The organism is Pseudomonas sp. SF2 (assembly GCF_036858055.1).
Lineage (GTDB): Bacteria > Pseudomonadota > Gammaproteobacteria > Pseudomonadales > Pseudomonadaceae > Aquipseudomonas.
The window spans coordinates 94,351-115,546 of sequence record NZ_JAMBDI010000031.1 but is presented as its reverse complement, the minus strand read 5'-3'; the positions used below and the strand labels follow the sequence as shown (position 1 = coordinate 115,546).

Annotated in this window: 16 protein-coding genes; 5 read left to right on the top strand and 11 right to left on the bottom strand. The window is 64.1% G+C overall.

Going from position 1 to position 21,196, the window contains the following annotated elements; genetic code table 11:
* Positions 1–125: 125 nt before the first annotated feature.
* A complete protein-coding gene (locus tag M2S36_RS19240; protein ID WP_233687131.1) occupies positions 126–1,322 on the bottom strand; it encodes an MFS transporter in 1,197 nt (398 codons plus the stop codon).
* A gap of 59 nt (positions 1,323–1,381) precedes the next feature.
* Positions 1,382–2,596: a benzoate/H(+) symporter BenE family transporter gene (locus M2S36_RS19235; protein WP_207831782.1), complete on the bottom strand. Its 1,215-nt coding sequence runs from the start codon at positions 2,594–2,596 to the stop codon at positions 1,382–1,384.
* Between the two features lie 103 nt (positions 2,597–2,699).
* Between M2S36_RS19235 and pdxR the strand changes: the two genes are divergently transcribed.
* Positions 2,700–4,211 carry a MocR-like pyridoxine biosynthesis transcription factor PdxR gene (gene pdxR, locus M2S36_RS19230; RefSeq protein ID WP_233687130.1) on the top strand — a complete coding sequence of 504 codons (1,512 nt, stop codon included), beginning with the start codon at positions 2,700–2,702 and terminating at the stop codon, positions 4,209–4,211.
* A gap of 38 nt (positions 4,212–4,249) precedes the next feature.
* Here pdxR and M2S36_RS19225 read toward each other — a convergent pair whose 3' ends face one another.
* From M2S36_RS19225 to M2S36_RS19215, 3 genes are all read right to left on the bottom strand, one after another.
* Positions 4,250–5,137, bottom strand: coding sequence for a dihydrodipicolinate synthase family protein (locus M2S36_RS19225; RefSeq protein ID WP_333957649.1), 888 nt, complete (start codon positions 5,135–5,137; stop codon positions 4,250–4,252).
* A 44-nt stretch (positions 5,138–5,181) separates the two neighbouring features.
* Positions 5,182–5,964: an aldolase gene (locus M2S36_RS19220; protein ID WP_207831776.1), complete on the bottom strand. Its 783-nt coding sequence runs from the start codon at positions 5,962–5,964 to the stop codon at positions 5,182–5,184.
* A gap of 224 nt (positions 5,965–6,188) precedes the next feature.
* Entirely contained in the window at positions 6,189–7,049 is an 861-nt protein-coding gene (locus M2S36_RS19215; protein ID WP_207831774.1) for a CAP domain-containing protein, read from the bottom strand.
* 143 nt (positions 7,050–7,192) lie between these two features.
* Between M2S36_RS19215 and M2S36_RS19210 the strand changes: the two genes are divergently transcribed.
* Positions 7,193–7,489 (top strand): DUF3144 domain-containing protein, encoded by a 297-nt coding sequence (locus M2S36_RS19210; RefSeq protein ID WP_207831772.1) that lies wholly within the window; start codon positions 7,193–7,195, stop codon positions 7,487–7,489.
* A gap of 107 nt (positions 7,490–7,596) precedes the next feature.
* On the opposite strand, the gene soxR is transcribed toward M2S36_RS19210, so the two are convergent.
* From soxR to lysA, 4 genes are all read right to left on the bottom strand, one after another.
* On the bottom strand, positions 7,597–8,052 hold the full coding sequence (gene soxR / locus M2S36_RS19205; RefSeq protein WP_207831770.1) for a redox-sensitive transcriptional activator SoxR: 456 nt from the start codon (positions 8,050–8,052) through the stop codon (positions 7,597–7,599).
* A gap of 178 nt (positions 8,053–8,230) precedes the next feature.
* On the bottom strand, positions 8,231–8,968 hold the full coding sequence (locus M2S36_RS19200; RefSeq protein WP_207831768.1) for a GntR family transcriptional regulator: 738 nt from the start codon (positions 8,966–8,968) through the stop codon (positions 8,231–8,233).
* Between the two features lie 59 nt (positions 8,969–9,027).
* Positions 9,028–9,471: an acetyltransferase gene (locus M2S36_RS19195; protein WP_063913847.1), complete on the bottom strand. Its 444-nt coding sequence runs from the start codon at positions 9,469–9,471 to the stop codon at positions 9,028–9,030.
* A 211-nt stretch (positions 9,472–9,682) separates the two neighbouring features.
* A complete protein-coding gene (gene lysA / locus M2S36_RS19190) occupies positions 9,683–10,915 on the bottom strand; it encodes a diaminopimelate decarboxylase (protein ID WP_233694779.1) in 1,233 nt (410 codons plus the stop codon).
* Between the two features lie 123 nt (positions 10,916–11,038).
* Between lysA and M2S36_RS19185 the strand changes: the two genes are divergently transcribed.
* The gene (locus tag M2S36_RS19185) at positions 11,039–11,944 is read left to right on the top strand and encodes a LysR family transcriptional regulator (RefSeq protein WP_207831764.1); all 906 of its coding nucleotides are present in this window, start codon (positions 11,039–11,041) and stop codon (positions 11,942–11,944) included.
* A gap of 161 nt (positions 11,945–12,105) precedes the next feature.
* On the opposite strand, the gene M2S36_RS19180 is transcribed toward M2S36_RS19185, so the two are convergent.
* The gene (locus tag M2S36_RS19180; RefSeq protein WP_013971664.1) at positions 12,106–12,459 is read right to left on the bottom strand and encodes a hypothetical protein; all 354 of its coding nucleotides are present in this window, start codon (positions 12,457–12,459) and stop codon (positions 12,106–12,108) included.
* A 274-nt stretch (positions 12,460–12,733) separates the two neighbouring features.
* Here M2S36_RS19180 and M2S36_RS19175 point away from each other — a divergent pair, with 274 nt between their 5' ends.
* The gene (locus tag M2S36_RS19175) at positions 12,734–17,599 is read left to right on the top strand and encodes an NAD-glutamate dehydrogenase (RefSeq protein ID WP_233687123.1); all 4,866 of its coding nucleotides are present in this window, start codon (positions 12,734–12,736) and stop codon (positions 17,597–17,599) included.
* 166 nt (positions 17,600–17,765) lie between these two features.
* Here M2S36_RS19175 and ppsR read toward each other — a convergent pair whose 3' ends face one another.
* On the bottom strand, positions 17,766–18,584 hold the full coding sequence (gene ppsR / locus M2S36_RS19170) for a posphoenolpyruvate synthetase regulatory kinase/phosphorylase PpsR (protein WP_063913850.1): 819 nt from the start codon (positions 18,582–18,584) through the stop codon (positions 17,766–17,768).
* A 177-nt stretch (positions 18,585–18,761) separates the two neighbouring features.
* Here ppsR and ppsA point away from each other — a divergent pair, with 177 nt between their 5' ends.
* The gene (gene ppsA / locus M2S36_RS19165) at positions 18,762–21,137 is read left to right on the top strand and encodes a phosphoenolpyruvate synthase (protein ID WP_207831821.1); all 2,376 of its coding nucleotides are present in this window, start codon (positions 18,762–18,764) and stop codon (positions 21,135–21,137) included.
* Positions 21,138–21,196 lie beyond the last annotated feature (59 nt).

Here is a 21,196-nt window from a genome sequence, read left to right as displayed (position 1 = left end):
CGGCGGTTCGACGCCTCGACACGCCCGCTCCCACAGGGATTTGCGCCGGTCCCAGGCCTTGAAGGCAGTGCGATCGAGGTGGCAGCCGGCTTGCCGGCGATAGGGCTGCAACGCAGCCCCAGGGTTCATGCAGGGTGTCGACGTTTCCTGGCCGAATACGCTTCCTGTGCCAGGGTCAGCAGCACCGTCAGCAGCATGAACACGATCGACGCCACGAACACCCCGTTGGGCAGTTGCTGGTCGAGCATCCAGCCAAAGGCCACCGGCCCGAGTGCGCCGCCGATGCTGAAGCCGGTCGAGACCAGCCCGAAGGCTTTGCCCTCGGCCCCGCGTGGCGCCGCCGCCTTGACCAGCATGTCCCGCGACGGGGCGATGACCCCGGTCAGCAAGCCAATGGCGCCCAGCACCACTACCAACCCCCAGCCCCGCAGCAGCCCCAGGGCCACCAGCGCCGTCAACGCCGCGGCCAGGGCAAAGGCCAATGCCGCCACCAGGCCATGACGACGGGTCCGGTCAGCCAAGGCTCCACCGCATAGCACACCCACGGCACTGCTGAGCAGAAACGCCGTGAGCGCCGTGTTGGCCCAGGCCAGGGTCAGACCTTGGCCCTGGACGAGCGCGGCCACGGAGAACTTTTCGATGGCACTGGTGCTCAGGTTGAGCAACATGAACAGCACAGTCAGCACCCCGAGCATGGGCGTGAACAGTCGCACACGAGCTGCTGGGGAGCTAGCGCTACCTGTGATTCCAGGCCTGGCGACCTGATAGACGCCACTGCCTGGCACCGATATCAACAGCCAGGCGGCAAGCCCCGCTGCGGCGCCTGCCGCCAGGGCTGCCTGCGCGCCCGACACGGCAGCAATGCCAAGAAACATTGCTGGCGTTACCGCCGAGCCGAGGAAGCCGGCAAAGGTATGGATCGAGAACGACCGCCCCAGGCGGCCTTGTTCGATGCCGTTGGCCAGCAGCGCATAGTCGGCCGGGTGGTACACGCCATTGGCCAGACCGGCCATGGCCATCGCCACCAACAGCAGCGTATAGCCGGGGCTGACAGCAACCAGCAGGAAGCTGAGGCTGCCCAGCAGCAAGCCTGCCTTGAGCACCTTGCGCGCACCGTAATGGTCGACGGCATAGCCCAGCGGCGCCTGCACCAGGGCGGAGACGATGTTGAACACGGCCAGGGCCACGCCGAGTTCGACGAACCCTACCCCCAGCAAGCCGGGGAGCACGGGTAGCAGCGCCGGGATCAGCATGATGTGCACATGGCTGACGAAATGCACGGCAGCAATTTGGGTTAGAAGCTTGGGGCCAGCTTTGGGCATGTCGATACCTGTTGCAGGGCGTGCGCACCTGGCGCACGGCAGGGTGTTGGAAAGCCCGCTTACCGGGGAGAGTGGCTGAAACCGGGGAGTCGGCCGTTCAGTACGGCATAGGCCAGCAAGCCTATGACCAGCCCCCAGAACGCGCCGCCTATGCCAAACAGGCTGATGTTGGCCGCCGCCGCCAGGAAAGTGATCAGTGCCGCTTCGCGCGAACGGGCATCGACCATTGCGCTGGCCAGGCTGGTGCCGATGGTGCCCAGCAGGGCAAGGCCGGCCAAAGTGGTGATGAAGGTGGCCGGCAGGGCCATGAACACACTGGCCAGGGTGACGCCGAACACCCCCACGAGGATGTAGCAGACACCGGCAGCGATACCCGCGACCCAGCGTTTGTCCGGGTCTTCGTGGGCCTCCTTGCCAGTACAGATGGCGGCGGTGATGGCCGCGATGTTGAAAGCGTGCGACCCGAACGGTGCCATCAGCAACGAGCCCAGGCCAGTGACTGCCACGATCGGGTTGGCGCTGGTCTTGAAGCCATCGTTGCGCAGCACCAGCATGCCTGGCATGTACTGACCGGTAAGGGTGATCAGGAACAACGGCAGGGCCACGCTCAGGGCGGCGTTGAGGGAAAAGGTGGGCGCGGTGAACAACGGCGTGGCGAACTCCAGCCTGAGCGCTGTCAGGTCCACCTGGCCCTGGAGCAGCAGGTAGCCCAGGCCCAGCAGCAGAATGCCTACCACGGCATAGCGGGCGGTGAAGCGTTTGAATGTCACATAGGCCGCGATCAGTAGCCCGGCCAGCGCGGGGTCGACCGACAGGCCTCCGAATGCACCGATGCCGAACTGCAACAGGATACCCGCCAGCAGCCCGGCGGCAATCCCGCCGGGAATGACCCGCACCAGGCGTTCGAAGTAACCGGTCAGCCCCAGGATCACGAAGCCGGCGGCCGACAGCAGGTAGGCGCCGATGGCCTCGCTGTAGGGCACGCTGGCCAGCGCCGTGACCAGGAACGCAGCGGCCGGCGTGGACCAGGCGGTGATCACCGGCTCGCGGCTGTACCAGGACAGGGCCAGGCCACTGAAGCCAACGCCGATCGATACGGCCCAGACCCATGATGAAGTCAGCTCCGGGCTCAGCCCGGCCAGTTTGGCGGCCTGGAACACCAGGATGAAGGTGCCGCCGTAATTGACGATGACCGAAACGATCCCCGCCACCACGGGGTGAAGGATGTCTGTCAGCCGGAGCGGGGTTGGTGCGGTGTGTGCGGGCGTGTTCATCGGGGCCTCGGGCGTTCTGGCGCATAGGGGTTGGAAAGCCTGGTTTTTATAGCGTTAGAATGGCCGGTATAGCCCAGCCACTTTTCGATACATGGCCATACCAATGTTCAAGCATGCACAACTGGAGTCGGTGAAAGCCTGGATCGGCGACCCGGCGCGCGCGTCGCTGCCTTTGCACGTGCGGATCCAGCGGGCGATACGCCAGCTGATTCTCGAAGGGGCATTGCCCGTGGGTAAGGCCTTGCCCGCCTCGCGTGCACTGGCGACCTCGCTGGCTGTGTCGCGGGACACGGTCGAGGCCGCTTATGGCCAGTTGCACGCCGAAGGCTTCATCGAGCGCCGGGTGGGTAGTGGTAGCTTCGTCTCACCCCGTACGCAGCACCTGCCGGCGCGCGCCCGGGGCCGAAGGGTGAAAGCCCCGGTCGAGCCGCCAGCGCTCAGCCGCCGGGGCCAGGCGCTGTGCCAGGAGGGCGGGGTGCACAATTTCTTCGTCCCTCGGCCGTTTGCGCCGGGGGTGGCAGAAACGCGCAACTTCCCCTTGCAGACCTGGGAAAAGCTGCAGCGGCAGGTGTTCAGGGAACATGGCACCCAGGCGCTGCTGCACAGCGCCGCGCAAGGCACCGAGCCACTGCGGCGGGCGATTGCCGATTACGTCAATCTCGAGCGTGGCGCACAGGCCACGGCCGATCGCGTGCTGATCCTCACCAGTTCGCAGCAGGCGTTCAGCCTGTGTGCCCACGTACTGGCCGATGCCGGCGACCAAGTGGTTATCGAAGACCCGGCTTACCATGGCGCCAGGAAGGCGCTGGTTGCTGCTGGCCTGCATTGCATTGCCGTGGCCGTGGACCCCGACGGCATGCAGGTCGAGCAGATCCCACGGTTGGCCCCCCATGCCAGGGCTGTTTTCCTGACCCCGTCGCACCAGTTCCCTACTGGCGTGACCCTGTCCCTGGACCGGCGTCTGGCGGTGATCGAGTGGGCACGGCAACAACGCGCCTGGATCATCGAGGACGACTACGACAGCGAGTTTCACTATGCCGGCAAACCCACCGCGTGCGTGCAAGGCCTGGATGCCCACGACCGGACGGTTTATATCGGCACGTTCACCAAATCCCTGTTCGCCGGCTTGCGCATTGCCTACATGGTCTTGCCGCCGCAACTGGTCGGGCCGATGACCGCAGCGCGGACGTTGCAGGACGGGCATACGGCTTCGCTGGCACAACTGACCCTGGCCAGGTTCATCGAAGGTGGGCACTTCGGTGCCCATGTGCGCTTGATGCGGACAATCTATGCCGAGCGCCGCGATGCACTGGCGGCGCTGGTGCAGGCGCAGCTGTCCGATTTTCTTGTCGCGCGCGTGCCGGCGGGCGGCATGCAGATGCCCTGTGTTTTCACCAGGCCGATGCCTGAAGAACTCGTGGTCAAGGCGGCGCAGGCGGCAGGCATAGACCTGTTGGGGCTCAGTGCCCTGTATGCGTCGTCGAGGGGGGAGGCGGGAGTGTTGATGGGGTTTGCGGCGCATACCCCGGGCGAGCTGGCGATGGCCGTGGCGAAACTGGCGAAGGTATTGCGTCAGGTCGAGGCCAGCCAAGGGGGCGCAAAGCTGTTGCGCTGAGGCCCGGCAGCAGGACGCCGCCGGGGCCGTTGTCGCGGTCAGTTGGCCAGCTCTACCAGCAGGCTCTTCAGATAGTCGCTGCCTTGCGCATCCAGCGGCTGCAGGGGCAGGCGTGGCGCGCCGACATCCTGGCCGAGCATTTTCAAACCGGCCTTGATGGTGGTGGGCAGACCTCGGCGGGTGATGTACTCCAGCAGTTCGTACTGGCGGTAGAACAGCGCGCGGGCTTCGGCCAGGTCGCCTTGCTGCACCGCGTCCCAAAGCGCCAGGTTCAGCGCCGGGATCAGGTTGGGTGCGGCGGTGCACCAGCCGGTGGCGCCGGCCACCAGGGCTTCCAGGGTGAGCGGGTTGCAACCGTTGTAGAAGGCCACCTGGCCATCGGTGGCCTTGAACAGGCGGTGCATGCGCTGGATGTCACCAGTGCTTTCCTTGACCATGGTCACATTCGGCACTTCGTTGAGGATGCGCAGGATCAGCTCCACCGACAGGTCGGTGCCGCTGGTGCCGGGGTTGTTGTAGAGCATGACCGGAATGTCGATGGCCGCACCCACCGCCTTGTAGTGGGCGACCACTTCGGCTTCGGTGAGCTTCCAGTAGGAGATGGGCAGCACCATCACCGCGGTGGCGCCGCATGCCTGTGCCAGGCGGGCGCGCTGCACGGTACGTGCGGTGGTCAGGTCGGAGACGCTGACCACGCTGGGCACGCGGCCGGCAATGCGCGCCTGGCTGAAGCGCACCACCGTTTCCCATTCACTGTCGGACAGGTAGGCGCCTTCGCCTGTGCTGCCCAGCGGTGCGATGGCGTGTACGCCGTCGGCGATCAGGCGGTCGATGGACGTGCCCAAGGCATCCAGGTCGAGCGTGCCGTCTGGCGTGAAGGGAGTGATGGTGTAGCCGATAACGCCGCGAATTACAGGTGTAGACATAACCAGGCACCTCTGCCGTTGTTAAGGAAAGGGTACAGCTTCGATCAGCCCAGGCAATCGCCATGGGCACGCAAGGCACGGCGTGCGTAGTAGCTGAACGCGGCGCCATGACGTTTGGGGGTGGAGATCCAGTCGTGGGCTTCCTTGCCCAGGGCATCCGGGATGGGGCGGATGTCACCGGCGCCCATGGCCAGCAGCTGCATCTTCGCTGCGCGCTCGAACAGCAGGGCGAGCACGCAGGCTTCCTCGATCGAGCGGCCGGCGATCAGCAGGCCGTGGTGGGAAAGCAGGATCGCGCGCTTGTCGCCGATCGCCCTGGAAATGATTTCACCTTCTTCGTTGCCCACCGGTACGCCGGGCCATTCCTTGAGGAATGCGCAGTCGTCGAACAGCGGGCACAGGTCCATGTGCGAGATGGCCAGTGGCACTTCCAGCATCGACAGGGCGGCGCTGTGCAGCGGGTGGGTGTGGATGATGCAGTTGACGTCGGGGCGTGCGCGGTACAGCCAGCTGTGGAAGCGGTTGGCCGGGTTGGCCATGCCGCGGCCTTGCAACACGTTGAGGTCTTCGTCGACCACCAGCAGGTTGGAAGCGGCGATCTCGTCGAAGCCCAGGCCGAGTTGTTGCGTGTAGTAGGTGCCAGGCTGCTCGGCGCGGGCGGTGATCTGCCCGGCCAGGCCGGAGTCGTGGCCACCGTCGAACAGGATGCGGCAGGTGAGGGCGAGTTTTTGTCGAGGGGTGTAGGTGTTGTCGGCCAGCGCCGTCAGCATCTGCTGCTGGGCGAGTTTGACCAGTTGGTCCTTGGGGGTCTGCATGGTGGTCGTCATGGGCGGTACCTGCATGGGGAGGGGCGATGGATTGCTGATCGGCGAGGAACGCCGTCAGGACACAAATGCGATATTAATGACACAAAGTGTCATATGCAAGCGATGTGTCATCACCAGCGCCAGTCATCTGAGACTGCGCGGGGGAAGGTATGGCGGGGTTGTCAGAGGTGGTGCAGGGCAACGATTGGCAGGCCAGCCCTGGTCAGAGGGCTGGCACGTGCCCTTCAAGGCGCGCCGAACAGCATCGTCCAGTAAACGCCGTTATCGCTACGCGAGTTCTCGGCAAAGGCCGCACCTACCTGGGTAAACACCGGGTTCATCAGGTTGGCGCAATGCCCGGGGCTGGCCAGCCAGCCTGCCATCGCCTTGCTCGGTGACCCCTGGCCTGCGGCAATGTTCTCGCCGATCTGTCGCCCACGGTAGCCGGCATCCCATGCCCGATCCGCGGGTAGATCACCGTCGAGGTCGCGGTGCGCGAAGAAATTGTCGTTGGCCATCGCCCGGCTGTGGCGCTGCGCCGCCGTTCCCAGGGCGGTGTTCCAGGTCAACGGGCGTGCAGCGGCAAAGCGCTTGCGACCACACAGGCGCGGCTTCGCCCGTGCAGCGTTCACCTGTGCCAGCAGCGCGTTGCTTGCCGATCGCCTATCGCCAAGCTGGGCATCGAGCAGGGGCCGAGCCAGCAGCACCCGCCATTCGTTGCGTGAGCGACTCACACCGATATCGGCATATTGGCTATCGAGCAGGGCTGCGCAGTAGTCGCTGCGGAGCATGTCAAAGGCCTCCTCGGCATCTTGCGCGCCGACCAGGCGGATGGCCCGCACCTTCACCGCCTGATAACCCGCAGCCTTCAATCCTTCTCGCAAACCCCCGTCGTAGCCGACCGGCAATGCCAGTTTCGGTTTCAGCACCAGCGGCGTCGAGCCCCGGACAATGCGCCGCTCGCAGCGTTGTGGCTGGGTGCGATAGTCGTTGATGGCTGCCACCAGTTGCCTTTCCCCGCTGGCATGGGCGGGGTTGGCGAACAGGTGGAAAAAAGGGATGAAGCAGAGCGAGACAAAGGGGGAGCGACGGACTGCTTGGCGCATGGGGTGAATGGCTCTGTTGGATAACGACGGCAAGGCCGATTTGAGGGCTCGGCTAAGACTGTGCGGCTCAATACAGGTTCACGTGTACGCGGTACAATTTTTCGCGGGTACTCAACTTGAATGCTGCAACAAGGTAAACCGCAATGACACAAGCTACCGATCAGGCTTTTTACGACCGCGCGGATGCGCATATCGAACTGGCGAACCAGCAGATCGAGAAAATGGAAGACCTGGGCAAGGTCAGTGCCTCACTGACCTTCGGCGCCTCGCGCTTCAATGCCTGGATGAGTGCCCGCAGTTTCAAGACCAGTGCCGAACTGGCTGCCGCGCGGGAGGAGCTGTTGAAGTATTTCTGCGAGCAATACCGGATGATGCTCGAGGACAACCTGGACGAGCACATCGAGCATTTTGACCGGTATGTGCTGGGCAAAAGCGACTGAACCATGGGGGCGCGATCTCATGGAACTGCACAAGGCTCATTGAATTAGCAGGGACCCTGTGGGAGCCGACCGCTTGCGAATTCAGTCTTCTACCCGCCAGCGCAGCCTTATCGGGCCTTCTTTTCCAGAATCCGCGCCCCGGTACCTTCCTTGCCCAGCACATCCTCGGGGTTGCGCAGCGGGCATTCTTCCAGCGACAGGCAGCCGCAACCAATGCAGTTGTCCAGGCTGTCGCGCAACGCTTCCAGGGTGCGAATGCGGGCGTTCAGGTCTTCGCGCCAGGCGGTCGACATCTCGCCCCATTGCGCTGCCGTGAGTTTGCTGTTGGGCGCGTAGCGGCTGAAGGCCTGCCTGATTTCCTCAAGCGGAATACCCGTGCGTTGCGCCACCTTGATGATGGCCAGCGTACGCAACACCAGCGAAGGATAACGGCGCTGGTTACCCGCCGTACGGATGCTGGCGATCAGCCCCTTGGTCTCGTAGAAGTGCAGTGCAGACACCGCCACGCCGCTGCGTTTGGCCACTTCACCTACCGTTAGCATCCGTGTGTTGTCCGCTGTCATGCCTGCCGACCTCAAGTTAAGTTGAGCTCTTATAGTCCTGCCCGATCTCCTTCGCAACCGCTTTCCCCCGGAGCACGCCCGGCGCTCCCACCGCGACCGCATTGACCTCAAACCATGCGCGAACGCTGCGGGAGCTGGCTTGCCGGCGATGGGCCGCATAGCGGCCCCGATTGCCCGATCAGGGCGGCGACCGATCGCGGCGTATCTGGGTAACCAGGGTAAAGCGGTCATCCGGGTGCACCGTCTCGGAAACCGCCATCAGGTCGCCGTTTTCCTCGCGGTAATGGCGAATGATCTTCAGCCCCGGTGAGCCTGCCTCGGCCTTCAGCACCCGGGCCATTTCCGCGGTCAGCAACACTGCCCGCACCTGCTGGTCGACCACTGCGATCGCCCGGCCATAGTGCTGCTCGATCAGCCCTGCAATCAGCTGGTCGGGGTGCTCGCGGGCCAAATCTATGACCGCGGCATAGTCGCGCTGCGCGTACACATCGGTCCAGCACAGCGGCGCCGCGTTGTGGACACGGTCGACGCGGACGCTCGACACGCAGAAGTAATGCTCGCCCGGTACCAGCCCCAGCCGCGCCGCCTCGCTCAGGTCGGCGACGAAGTGGCGCACGTCCTGGATTTCCCGTTGCTGGGTTTCCGCCAGGTGTGCCAGGTCCGCCACGCTGGCCAGTGACTGCGAGTAGCCACCGCGCGGGCTGCTGGCCTCCACCCGGGTGCCCACGCGCTTGCGCCGCGATACCAGCCCTTGGTTGAGCAACTGGTTGATCGCCGTGCGCACCGTGTGCCGGCTTACATCGTAAAGGTCGCACAGCTCGAACTCGGTCGGCAGCAGGCTGCCCACCGGGTAGCGGCCGCTGGCGATGCCCTCCATCAAGTCCTTTGCCACGGTGGTATAGCGCGTCGGGTTCATGCCGTTGGTCTGTCTCGCGAATTTGTAGCAGCGCCAGGGGCGCAAAGCGGCACCGGAAATCAGGCCTGGGCGGGCAGGCTCATATGCAACAACGGGAACGGCCGGCCTTCGCCGTCCAGCGCTGAGCGGCCGGTCTGGATGAAACCGTAGTGCCGATAGAACCCCACTGCCTGCGGGTTTTGCTCGTTGACATCGACGCTCATCGTGCTGCGCGACTGACGGCCGAAATCCAGCAGCGCGCGGCCTATGCCCTGGCCGTGGCGTTCGGGGTCGACGAAGAGCATCTCCACGTGGTTTTCATTGAAGCCGATGAACCCCAGCGGGCGGTCATCGGTGTCTACCGCAACCCAGAGTTCGACGGCCGGGAGGTAGACGTCGCGCAATTGCGGCAGCAGCGCCTCGATGTCGGACGCTTGCAGAAAGTGATGGGTGGCGCGCACGGCGCGCAGCCAGATGTCGAGCAGCTGCGGGTGGTCTGCAGCGATGCTTTGGCGAATGATCATGGAGTCATGCCTGGGCGGTGTATGGCCTGGGGAGTGCGGGATGAAGAAAAAGGGTACCCGGATTGTGTGGGGCGGGGCAATGGACGGTGGGGCAGGACATCAGTTGATGTGTCGGCCGGGCCGGCCCTTTCGCGGGTAAACCCGCTCCCACAAGCACGGCACTGCCCTCGAGCCCGGCGCCGTACCTGTGGGAGCGGGTTTACCCGCGATCTCAGAAGCCCGCCTCCAGACCCAGCAGGTCTTGCACCGTCTGCCTGCGGCGAATCATCCGTAGCGCCCCATCCTCGATCAGGAACTCCGGCAGCAAAGGCCGGCTGTTGTAGTTCGACGACATCGACGCGCCATAGGCCCCGGCGTCGTGGATCACCAGCAGGTCACCCACCTGCGCCAGGGGCAGGTCATGCGGGGTCAGTTCCTGGTCATCCTGGGTAAATACATCGCCTGACTCGCACAGCGGCCCGGCCACCACGGTCGGCTGCCGTGGGCGCTCCACCGGCTGGCCGTTGGCGTCGAGCAGGGTCATGCGGTGGTAGGCCCCGTACATCGCCGGGCGCATCAGGTCGTTGAAGCCGGCATCGATCATGACGAAGGTATTGCGGCCCACCTGCTTCACGGCGCGCACCTCGGCCACCAGGTAACCCGATTCCGCCACCAGGAAGCGCCCTGGCTCGATCTCCATGCGCACGGGGTGGCCCAGCATCGCTTCGATTTCCTTGCGTGCCACGGCCCAGGTCCGGGCGTAGCGTTGCAGGTCGACCGGCTTGTCGCTGCTGCGGTACGGGGTGGAAAGCCCGCCACCAATGGAGAACGCCTCGATGTCCACGCCCAGGCGGCCGATCAGCTCGATCATCGAGCGGGCCACTTGCTCCAGGTGCTGGTAATCCACCCCGGAGCCAATGTGCATGTGCACGCCCACCAGGTGCAGGCCATGGGTTTTAACGCAGGCCAGCGCTTCGCCCAGCTCTTCGTGCCAGATGCCGTGCTTGCTGTTCTCGCCACCGGTGTTGGTCTTGCGGCTGTGGCCGTGGCCGAAGCCGGGGTTGATGCGGATCCACACGCGGTGGCCAGGAGAGCGTTCACCCAGTTGGCGCAGCATGTCGATGGAGCCGGCGTTGACTTCGATCTTCGAGGCCACCACCCGCTCCAGGGTCGGCCGGTCCAGCGCATCGCAGGTCAGCACCACGCCGGCAGGGTCGCCATCCACGCTTGCACCCGCGGCAAAAGCCCGTTCCATTTCGCCCAGCGACACCGCATCCAGCACCAGACCGTGGGCGCGCATCAGGCGCAGCACATGCAGGTTGGGGTTGGCCTTCTGGGCGAAGCGCACGGTGTCGAACACCTTCAGCTGTTCGACCCGTTCGGCGATGGTGCCGGCGTCGTAGGCCCACAGCGGCGAGCCGTGCTGGCGAACTGCGTCGGCCAGAAGAGTGAAGGGTGCAGTCATGGTGGCGTTACTCATATAAGGAAGGCCACGAGGATGAGCCAAAGCAGGAATTCAGAAAAATAGCTATTTTTCTGTCGGTCATTCATATCTGATATGACCATTGCCGACTTACCGAGTTTTGCCATGAAACTGTCCGTCCGCCATATTGAAGTGTTCCGCGCCATCATGGCCGCTGGCAGTGTCACTGGTGCGGCGCGCCTGCTGTTCACCTCGCAGCCCACTGTCAGCCGCGAACTGGCGCGGCTGGAGCAGGTAACCGGGCTGAACCTGTTCGAGCGCGAGGGTGGGCGCCTGGTGGCGACCGCCCAGGCGTTGCTGCTGATCGAGGAGGTTGAGCGGGCCTACGTAGGGCTGGAGCGCATCGACCGCTTTGCCCAGGCCATCCGCAATTTCGAACAGGGTCGGCTGGCCATAACCTGTCTGCCGCTGTTTTCCCAGACCTTGCTACCCAAGGCTTGCCAGCGCTTTCACCAGCAGCACCGGGGCGTGAGCGTGAGTATCCTGGCGCAGGAGTCGCCTTTGCTGGAGGAATCACTGGTGGCCCAGCAGCATGACCTGGGCCTGACCGAGGTCGAGCAGATACCGCGTGGCGCCTACGGCGAATTGCTGTTCAGCGCCAACATGGTGTGCGTGCTGCCCGAGGGGCATCCGCTGCAGGCCCGGGCCGAGCTGGAGTTGAGCGATTTTCACGAGGTCGACTTCATCAACCTGGCCAGCCTCGACACCTACCGGCAGCGCCTGGACCAGCACTTCCGTGCGGCGGGGGTGAACCGCCGCACGGTCATCGAGACCACCAGTGCTGCCTCGGTGTGCGCCATGGTCCGGCAGGGCCTGGGGGTGGCGATCATCAACCCGCTGAGTGGGCTGGAGGCGGCGCAGGGCGGGTTGCCGATTCGGCGGTTGCGGGTGTCGGTGCCGTACCAGGTGATGCTGATAAGGCCGGACCATCGGCCGGCTTCGGCAGCGGTGGAGCCGTTTTGCCAGGCGTTGCGGGTGCAGGCCCGGGAGATGCAGCAAGCGCTGGCATGATCGTTGTGGGGGGGAACTGCCTTGCACAAAACCTGAAAGCTGGCGCGATCACTGTGGGAGCGGGCAAGCCCGCGAAACAGGCGGCGCGATGAATGGCACCGGCTGTGCCGGTGTTCGCGGGCATGCCCGCTCCCACAGGGGCAGCGCCGGTATTCAGTTCGTTACAGCTCGCAGACGAAGGTACCAGTCCCGGCCAGGATGTTCTCCAGGGTTTCCTTCACTTCATCCATGTCACTCAACTCGCTGGTCAGGTTGATCTCCAGCACCTCATCGCCCTTCAGTGCATCGCGGTCGCCGGCCGCCACTTCGATCAGCAGGCGCTTGGCGCTCAGGGTCACTTTCAACCCGTCCAGTGTCGACGGCTCGTCATCCAGGGTCAGGTCGACGGTGTCTTCGTCCGGGTAGCGGGTCAGCAGGAACATCTGACCCTTGTCGCTGTGGCAGCACAGGGTCGCCATGTTGTCTTCCTCGTCATCGCAAGGGGTGGCGAACAGCAGGGCAGTATTGATTTGCATGGACAAGGCTCGGATCAAAGGAAACGGAAGGGAATTCTGACAGTCTTGCCGGCAGGCATAAACGTAAAGTTACCGCCCCTTGACCGAAATTGTCGCAGCGCTGCAAGCCTTGATGACCGATCAGTCGTTAAGCTTCGGCGAGCCCTGGGCGTGCCTGCGCACGTTCAACGCCTGGTTTTACCGTCCGCCTTGCCACGGGTTGGCTATCGTTGATCCGTACACGGCGCACGCAGCGACGCTTCAACTATTACAAAGCCCAAGCGGAGTACCACAGATGGCGTTCTTCACCGCAGCCAGCAAAGCCGACTTCCAGCACCAACTGCAAGCGGCCCTGGCGCAGCACATCAGCGAACAGTCCCTGCCACAAGTCGCGCTGTTCGCCGAGCAGTTCTTCGGCATCATCTCTCTGGACGAACTCACCCAACGCAGGCTTTCCGACCTGGCCGGCTGCACCCTGTCAGCCTGGCGCATCATCGAGCGTTTCGACCCCGAATACCCGCAAGTGCGGGTGTACAACCCCGATTACGAACGCAATGGCTGGCAATCGACCCACACCGTGGTCGAAGTGCTGCACCACGACCTGCCGTTCCTGGTCGACTCGGTGCGTACCGAGCTCAACCGCCGCGGCTACAGCATCCACACCCTGCAGACCACCGTGCTCAGCGTACGCCGCGGCACCAAGGGCGAGCTGCTGGAACTGCTGCCCAAGGGCACCCAGGGCGAGGGCGTACGCCATGAGTCGCTGATGTACCTGGAGATCGATCGTTGCGCCAACGCCGCCGAGCTGACGGTACTGGCCCGCGAGATCGAGCAGGTGCTGGCCGAGGTGCGGGTGGTGGTTGCCGACTTCGAACCGATGAAGGCCAAGCTGCGTGAAGTGGTGGCGGAGGTGGAGCAGACCGCCTTTGGCCCGGCGCAACACGAAAAGGGCGAGGTCAAGGCGTTCCTCGAGTGGCTGCTGGACAACCACTTCACCTTCCTGGGCTACGAAGAATTCACCGTCAAGGGCGACGCCGACGGCGGCCAGATGGTCTACGACGAGCAGTCGTTCCTCGGCCTGCCGCGCCGCCTGCGCGTGGGCCTGACCAGCGACGAGCTGCGCATCGAAGACTACGCCGTGGCCTACCTCAACGAGCCGCTGCTGCTGTCGTTCGCCAAGGCCGCGCTGCCCAGCCGCGTACACCGCCCGGCGTACCCGGACTACGTGTCGATCCGCCAGCTGGATGCCGACGGCAAGGTGATCAAGGAGCATCGCTTCATGGGCCTGTACACCTCGTCGGTGTACGGCGAAAGCGTGCATGCCATCCCTTATATCCGTGAGAAGGTCACCGAAGTCGAGCGCCGCTCGGGCTTCGATCCCAAGGCCCACCTGGGCAAGGAACTGGCCCAGGTGCTGGAAGTGCTGCCGCGCGACGACCTGTTCCAGACCCCGGTCGACGAGCTGTTCAGCACGGTCATGTCGATCGTGCAGATCCAGGAGCGCAACAAGATCCGCGTGTTCCTGCGCAAGGACCCGTACGGCCGCTTCTGCTACTGCCTGGCCTATGTACCGCGGGAAATCTACTCCACCGAAGTGCGGCAGAAGATCCAGCAGGTGCTGATGGAGCGCCTGAAGGCCAGCGACTGCGAGTTCTGGACCTTCTTCTCCGAATCGGTGCTGGCCCGTGTGCAGCTGATTCTGCGGGTAGACCCGAAAAACCGCATCGACATCGACCCGCAGCAACTGGAACGCGAAGTGATCCAGGCCTGCCGCTCGTGGAATGACGACTACTCGGCGCTGGTGATCGAGAACTTCGGCGAAGCCCAGGGCACCAACATCCTCGCCGACTTCCCCAAAGGTTTCCCGGCCGGTTACCGCGAGCGCTTCGCCGCGCACTCGGCGGTGGTCGACCTGCAGCACGTGCTGAACCTGTCGGAAAGCAAGCCGCTGGCGATGAGCTTCTACCAGCCGCTGACCCAGGCCGGCGAGCGCATCCTGCACTGCAAGCTGTACCACGCCGACACTCCGCTGGCGCTGTCCGACGTGCTGCCGATCCTGGAAAACCTTGGCCTGCGCGTGCTCGGCGAGTTCCCGTACCGCCTGCGTCATGCCAGTGGCCGCGGCTACTGGATCCACGACTTCGCCTTCACCTACAGCGAAGGCCTGAGCCTGGACATCCAGCAGCTCAATGACATCCTGCAGGACGCCTTCATCCACATCGTCCGTGGCGATGCCGAGAACGACGCCTTCAACCGCCTGGTGCTGACCGCCGGCCTGCCATGGCGCGACGTGGCGCTGCTGCGTGCCTACGCCCGGTACCTGAAGCAGATCCGCCTGGGCTTCGACCTGGGCTACATCGCCAGCACCCTGAACAACCACACCGACATCGCCCGCGAGCTGACCCGGTTGTTCAAGACCCGCTTCTACCTGGCGCGCAAGCTCACCCAGGACGACCTGGATGACAAGCAACTGCGTCTGGAGCAAGCCATCCTGACCGCGCTGGATGACGTGCAGGTGCTGAACGAAGACCGCATCCTGCGCCGCTACCTGGACCTGATCAAGGCCACCCTGCGCACCAACTTCTACCAGCCGGACGCCAACGGCCACAACAAGTCGTACTTCAGCTTCAAGTTCAACCCCAAGCTGATCCCCGAACTGCCTAAACCAGTGCCCAAGTTCGAGATATTCGTCTACTCGCCACGGGTCGAGGGCGTGCACCTGCGCTTTGGCAACGTCGCCCGTGGTGGCCTGCGCTGGTCCGACCGTGAGGAAGACTTCCGCACCGAGGTGCTGGGCCTGGTAAAAGCCCAGCAGGTGAAGAACTCGGTAATCGTGCCGGTCGGCGCCAAGGGCGGCTTCCTGCCGCGCCGCCTGCCGCTGGGCGGCAGCCGTGACGAGATCGCCGCCGAAGGCGTGGCGTGCTACCGCATCTTCATTTCCGGCCTGCTGGACATCACCGACAACCTCAAGGACGGTGGCGTGGTGCCGCCGGCCAACGTGGTGCGGCATGACGATGACGACCCGTACCTGGTGGTGGCGGCCGACAAAGGCACCGCGACGTTCTCCGACATCGCCAACGGCATCGCCATCGACTACGGCTTCTGGCTGGGCGACGCCTTCGCCTCGGGTGGCTCGGCCGGTTACGACCACAAGAAGATGGGCATTACCGCACGCGGCGCCTGGGTGGGCGTGCAGCGCCACTTCCGCGAGCGCGGCATCAACGTGCAGGAAGACCCGATCACCGTCATTGGCGTCGGCGACATGGCCGGCGACGTGTTCGGCAACGGCCTGCTGATGTCCGACAAGCTGCAACTGGTGGCCGCGTTCAACCACCTGCACATCTTCATCGACCCGAACCCGGAGCCTGCCTCCAGCTTTGCCGAGCGCAAGCGCCTGTTCGACCTGCCGCGTTCGGCCTGGAGCGACTACGACACCAGCATCATGTCCGAAGGCGGCGGTATCTTCCCGCGCAGTGCCAAGAGCATCGCCATCAGCCCGCAGATGAAAGAGCGCTTCGCCATTGATGCCGATCGCCTGACCCCGACCGAGCTGCTCAACGCGCTGCTCAAGGCACCGGTAGACCTGCTGTGGAACGGTGGCATCGGTACCTACGTCAAGGCCAGCACCGAGAGCCACGCCGATGTTGGCGACAAGGCCAACGACGCGCTGCGTGTCAATGGCAACGAACTGCGCTGCAAGGTGGTGGGCGAGGGCGGCAACCTGGGCATGACCCAGCTCGGCCGGGTCGAGTTCGGCCTGCACGGCGGCGCCACCAACACCGACTTCATCGACAACGCCGGCGGCGTGGACTGCTCCGACCACGAGGTCAACATCAAGATCCTGCTCAACGAAGTGGTGCAGGGTGGCGACATGACCGAGAAGCAGCGCAACCAGCTGCTGGGCAGCATGACCGACGAAGTGGCCGGCCTGGTGCTGGGCAACAACTACAAGCAGACCCAGGCGCTGTCGCTGGCTGCCCGCCGCGCCCGCGAGCGGATTGCCGAGTACAAGCGCCTGATGGCCGACCTGGAAGCCCGTGGCAAGCTGGACCGCGCCATCGAGTTCCTGCCATCCGAAGAGCAGCTGGCCGAACGCCTGGCCGCCGGCCAGGGCCTGACCCGCGCCGAGCTGTCGGTGCTGATCTCGTACAGCAAGATCGACCTCAAGGAACAGCTGCTCAAGTCGCTGGTGCCGGACGACGACTACCTGACCCGCGACATGGAAACCGCCTTCCCGCCGTCGCTGGTCAGCAAGTTCGCCGAGTCCATGCGCCGCCACCGCCTGAAACGCGAAATCGTCAGCACCCAGATCGCCAACGACCTGGTCAACAACATGGGCATCACCTTCGTCCAGCGCCTGAAAGAGTCGACCGGCATGAGCCCGGCCAACGTGGCCGGGGCCTATGTGATCGTGCGCGACATCTTCCACCTGCCGCACTGGTTCCGCCAGATCGAGGCACTGGACTACCAGGTACCGGCGGAGATCCAGCTGACCCTGATGGACGAGCTGATGCGCCTGGGCCGCCGTGCCACCCGCTGGTTCCTGCGCAGCCGCCGCAACGAGCAGGACGCCGGGCGTGACACCGCGCACTTCGGGCCGAAGATCGCGCAACTGGGGCTCAAGCTCGACGAGTTGCTCGAAGGCCCGACCCGCGAGCGCTGGATGGTGCGCTACCAGGGCTTCGTCGAGGCTGGTGTACCGGAGTTGCTGGCGCGCATGGTGGCCGGCACTACCCACCTGTACACCCTGTTGCCGATCATCGAGGCTTCGGACGTTACCGGCCATGACCCGGCACAGGTGGCCAAGGCGTTCTTCGCCGTGGGCAGCGCGCTGGACCTGACCTGGTACCTGCAGGAAATCAGCAACCTGCCGGTGGAAAACAACTGGCAGGCACTGGCCCGCGAGGCGTTCCGCGACGACATCGACCTGCAGCAGCGGGCGATCACCATCTCGGTACTGCAGATGGCCGATGCACCGGAAGACATGGACGCCCGTGTGGCGCTGTGGGCCGAGCAGCACCGGGTGATGGTGGAGCGCTGGCGCGCCATGCTGGATGACCTGCGCAATGCCACCGGCACCGACTATGCGATGTACGCGGTGGCCAACCGCGAGCTGGTCGACCTGGCCATGAGCGGGCAGGCGGCGGTGGTGCCGTCCTGAGCCCAAGGTGAGTAAAACTAAGCCCCGGCAGCGATGCCGGGGCTTTTTTTGTATTCCTGTGCTGGCCCTTTCGCGGGTAAACCCGCTCCCACAGGAGCATCACAAGGCTTGAGTGTAGTGAGGTCCCCGTGGGAGCGGGCGTGCCCGCGAAGAGGCCGGTACAGGCTTACTTGAACCTGCGCTCCACCCCTTTCTCCACCAGGATCTTCGCCGAAATCTCTTCCACCGAAAAATGCGTGGAATTGATGTTGGGAATGTTCTCCCGGCGGAACAGGCTTTCCACCTCGCGCACTTCGAACTCGCACTGGGCAAAGCTGGAATAGCGGCTGTTGGGCTTGCGTTCGTGGCGGATGGCGGTGAGGCGGTCAGGGTCGATGGTCAGGCCGAACAGCTTGTTGTGGTGCTTTTTCAGCACCGCCGGCAGCTGCAGGCGCTCCATGTCGTCTTCGGTCAGCGGGTAGTTGGCGGCGCGGATGCCGAATTGCATGGCCATGTACAGGCAGGTGGGGGTCTTGCCGCAGCGCGATACACCGACCAGGATCAGGTCGGCCTTGTCGTAATAGTGGGTGCGCGCGCCATCGTCGTTGTCGAGGGCGAAATTCACCGCCTCGATGCGTTCCATGTAGTTGGAATTGCCGCCAATGGAGTGCGACTTGCCGACCGAATACGACGAATGGGCGGTCAATTCCTGTTCCAGCGGGGACAAAAACGAAGAAAAGATGTCGATCATGAAGCCATTCGAAGTAGCCAGGATCTCACGGATGTCCTGATTGACGATGGTGTCGAAGATGATCGGGCGTACACCATCACGCTCGGCCGCAGCGTTGATTTGCTGGACCATGGTCCGCGCCTTTTCCGGCGAATCGATGTAGGGACGGGTGAATTTACTGAATGGAATGCTCTCGAATTGAGCGAGCAGACTCTGGCCCAGGGTTTCGGCGGTGATGCCGGTGCCGTCGGAGATGAAGAACGCGGTTCGTTTCATTTGCGATCTGGGCCTTAAGCTGATGACGTTTCTTGGATATGATAAGTTCGGTTTGCCGAATGCGGCTGTCGGCATTCTCACTTATTTTCCAGGTACAGGCCACAAGCGTCCGGCCAAGTCAACGAAGGCAGGCGGGCGCCCTTGAGCTTTTCCAATACAGTCAGTGGAGAGATCACCTTGGTAGAGTACGTAGTTTCCCTCGAAAAGCTCGGCGTCCATGATGTGGAGCATGTGGGGGGCAAGAACGCATCCCTGGGCGAGATGATCAGCAACCTCGCAGGTGCTGGTGTATCGGTGCCGGGCGGCTTTGCCACTACGGCGCAGGCGTACCGCGATTTTCTCGAACAGAGTGGTCTCAACGACCGTATCCATGCCGCACTCGACGCACTCGACGTGGATGATATCAACGCCCTGACCAAGACCGGCGCGCAGATTCGCCAGTGGGTCATGGAAGCCGACTTCCCGGCACGTCTGGATTCGGAAATCCGTACGGCCTTCGCCGAAATGGCTGCCGGCAACGACAACATGGCGGTTGCCGTGCGTTCCTCGGCCACCGCCGAAGACCTGCCGGACGCCTCGTTCGCCGGCCAGCAGGAAACCTTCCTCAACATCCGTGGCGTCGACAACGTGATCCGCGCGGCCAAGGAAGTGTTTGCCTCGCTGTTCAACGACCGTGCCATCGCCTACCGCGTGCACCAGGGCTTCGACCACAAGCTGGTGGCCCTGTCCGCCGGCGTGCAGCGCATGGTCCGTTCCGAAACCGGCACTGCCGGTGTCATGTTCACCCTCGACACCGAGTCGGGCTTCCGCGACGTGGTGTTCATCACCGGTGCCTACGGCCTGGGCGAAACCGTGGTGCAGGGTGCGGTCAACCCTGACGAATTCTACGTGCACAAGAACACCCTGCAGGCCGGCCGCCCGGCCATCCTGCGCCGCAACCTGGGCAGCAAGGCGATCAAGATGGTCTACGGCGAAGAAGCCAAGGCCGGCCGTTCGGTCAAGACCGTCGAAGTGGACCGCGCCGAGCGCGCGCGCTTCTGCCTGACCGATGCCGAGGTCAGCGAGCTGGCCAAGCAGGCCATGATCATCGAGCAGCACTACCAACGCCCGATGGACATCGAATGGGCCAAGGACGGTGATGACGGCAAGCTGTACATCGTCCAGGCGCGCCCTGAGACGGTGAAGAGCCGCTCCAGCGCCAACGTCATGGAACGCTATCTGCTGAAAGAGAAGGGCACCGTACTGGTCGAAGGCCGTGCCATTGGCCAGCGCATCGGCGCCGGCAAGGTCCGCGTGATCAACGACGTATCGGAAATGGACAAGGTCCAGCCTGGCGACGTGCTGGTCTCCGACATGACCGACCCGGACTGGGAACCGGTGATGAAGCGCGCCAGCGCCATCGTCACCAACCGTGGCGGGCGTACCTGCCACGCGGCGATCATCGCCCGTGAGCTGGGTATTCCGGCCGTGGTCGGCTGCGGCAACGCCACCCAGGTGCTGAAAGATGGCCAGGGTGTGACCGTGTCCTGTGCCGAAGGCGACACCGGCTTCATCTTCGAGGGCGAGCTGGGCTTCGACGTCAAGCAGAACTCGGTCGATGCCATGCCCGACCTGCCGTTCAAGATCATGATGAACGTCGGCAACCCGGACCGCGCCTTCGATTTCGCCCAGCTGCCCAACGCCGGTGTCGGCCTGGCGCGCCTGGAGTTCATCATCAACCGCATGATCGGCGTGCACCCCAAGGCACTGTTGAACTACGCCGGCCTGCCAGCCGACCTGAAAGACAGCGTCGACAAGCGTATTGCCGGCTACAACGACCCGGTCGGCTTCTATGTCGAGAAGCTGGTCGAGGGCATCAGCACCCTGGCAGCGGCCTTCTACCCGAAAAAGGTCATCGTGCGCCTGTCGGACTTCAAGTCCAACGAGTACGCCAACCTGATCGGCGGCAAGCTGTACGAGCCGGAAGAAGAAAACCCGATGCTGGGCTTCCGTGGCGCTTCGCGTTACATCAGCGAATCGTTCCGTGACTGCTTCGAGCTCGAGTGCCGTGCCCTGAAGCGCGTGCGCAACGAGATGGGCCTGACCAACGTCGAGATCATGGTGCCGTTCGTGCGTACCCTGGGCGAAGCCAGCCAGGTCGTAGACCTGCTCGCCGAAAACGGCCTGGCTCGTGGCGACAACGGCCTGCGCGTGATCATGATGTGCGAGCTGCCGTCCAACGCCATCCTCGCCGAAGAGTTCCTGGAATACTTCGACGGCTTCTCGATCGGCTCCAACGACCTGACCCAGCTGACCCTGGGCCTGGACCGTGACTCGGGCATCATCGCCCACCTGTTCGACGAGCGTAACCCGGCGGTGAAGAAGCTGCTGGCCAACGCCATTGCCGCGTGCAACAAGGCTGGCAAGTACATCGGTATCTGCGGCCAGGGCCCGTCGGACCACCCGGACCTGGCCAAGTGGCTGATGGAGCAGGGCATCGACAGCGTGTCGCTGAACCCGGACTCGGTACTTGAAACCTGGTTCTACCTGGCTGAAGGCCAAGGCGCGGTCTGATGCAGTAAAACGCGGGGGTGCGTCTGGCGCACCCCCGCCTGGTTTTTTCCAGGGCGAGC